This window comes from Polaribacter sp. IC073, assembly GCF_007997075.1.
Classification (GTDB): Bacteria; Bacteroidota; Bacteroidia; order Flavobacteriales; family Flavobacteriaceae; genus Polaribacter.
In genome coordinates, this window is sequence record NZ_VORS01000026.1 from 1 (window position 1) to 1,545 (window position 1,545).

Annotated in this window: 2 protein-coding genes; both read left to right on the plus strand. The window is 26.6% G+C overall.

The window, feature by feature from the left end; genetic code table 11:
- Positions 1-526 precede the first annotated feature (526 nt).
- The gene (locus ES045_RS16170) at positions 527-1,075 is read left to right on the plus strand and encodes a hypothetical protein (RefSeq protein ID WP_147117308.1); all 549 of its coding nucleotides are present in this window, start codon (positions 527-529) and stop codon (positions 1,073-1,075) included.
- A 12-nt stretch (positions 1,076-1,087) separates the two neighbouring features.
- On the plus strand, positions 1,088-1,402 hold the full coding sequence (locus ES045_RS16175) for a DUF805 domain-containing protein (RefSeq protein ID WP_147117309.1): 315 nt from the start codon (positions 1,088-1,090) through the stop codon (positions 1,400-1,402).
- Positions 1,403-1,545 lie beyond the last annotated feature (143 nt).

The following is a 1,545-nucleotide window of genomic DNA, read 5'->3' on the forward strand; positions in this document are numbered from 1 at the left end:
TACGAAATCTGTGTAGAAAAGAGAGGTGATTTTCAATGTTGACGAGATCTATAGTCTCTGCGTATAAAATAACCTTAATCCCCTCTTTTGTGCTTTCTAATTTATATTGTTTAAGTTAACATATTTAGTATAATGCTAAGTTAAGACGTATATAATTTATTGCTAGTTCCAGCCTACTTACGAAAATCTTCGCGGATTTTCTATTCAGTTTTTATTTACTGAATTAGGTGCTTAAACAACGCAACAAAGCTTATACAACAACGTTGGCAAACATTTACCAATCACACTTAAAAAATGAAAAAAAATGAAAGATATTTTAATGCTACTATTACTATCAATATTTACAAGTAATATTTCATCACAAACTTTAGAGGAAACTAAAAACGGTTAAGAGAAATTAAAGATAAAGACTAACCATCTTAAAAACAGAAAGCAACCTGAAATCAAAATAGGATTTAAACTTGCAACTATGAAAATATATAAATTGTGTCCTAAAAAAAGAAATGACACTCAATAAATTTAGAAAATGACAAAATTAAAATTAAGTATTTTAACAATTACAACTTTTATTTTATCAAGTATAATTCTTATTTCTTGTTCAGAGAATGATGATGTAAATTATACTAATGAACTAAAAACAAGTGGAACATTAATATTTGATAAGGGTAATAACAAATTTAGTTTAAAATCAAATAAAAATAAATTAGAAAACACATCAGAACATACGGCAGAATTATCTTTTATATCAGAAAACCCAATACCTGAATTTGATACAAATGAGGGATTAGAAAATTATCTTAAAACAAATTCATCTAATATTAATGGAACGATATTACTAAAAATTGATGAAGAAATTGTGTATGAATCTATTATCGTTAATGGAGAAAAAATGAATTCTACAGAAAATGATAAATTATATCTAAAAAAAGAATATCCTTGTAACTATGAGGGAATTCGTCAATGTACCCGTGATAGGATTGATGATTTGAATTGGTTCGACACAACACTTTGCATAATCGAAGGGTTTGCGTGTGTAGCTAATAATTTTGTATCTTGTGGAGTAGATAACTGTTAAAAATTAAAAATTATGCACAATTATTTTTTAAAACCTTTCATTAATATTTTAAATTTTAAAGGTCGGTCTAATCTAAAAGAATTTTGGTATTTTGTTTTAATAAATTTTGGAATATCACTTATCTTAGTGATGACAAAAAAAATACACGGTATTGATAAAATTGATATATATTATCGTTATGTCTACATCATACCTCTTATTTCTTTAGGATTTAGAAGAATTCAAGATACAGGTAAAAATGGATTCTTATTCCTGATTCCAATTGTAAACTTTATTCTTTCTGCTTTCCCTGGTGATGAAAGAAAGAATAGATACGGAAACCCATAGAGGAATAAAAGCACATAACAAAGTACTGTGGTAAAAAACAAGTAAAATTCACTTAATTTTTCACCAACACACTTCTGAAAGTATCGTCATATATTAACCCAGATTTGGCGATTGCAAATGCCTGTTTTAAAAGCTTATTACAA

Excerpts from the sequence above, each read along its gene's own strand:
- ES045_RS16170 (WP_147117308.1), top strand. The coding sequence starts at position 527 with ATGACAAAATTAAAATTAAGTATTTTAACAATTACAACTTTTATTTTA.
- ES045_RS16175 (WP_147117309.1), top strand. The coding sequence starts at position 1,088 with ATGCACAATTATTTTTTAAAACCTTTCATTAATATTTTAAATTTTAAA.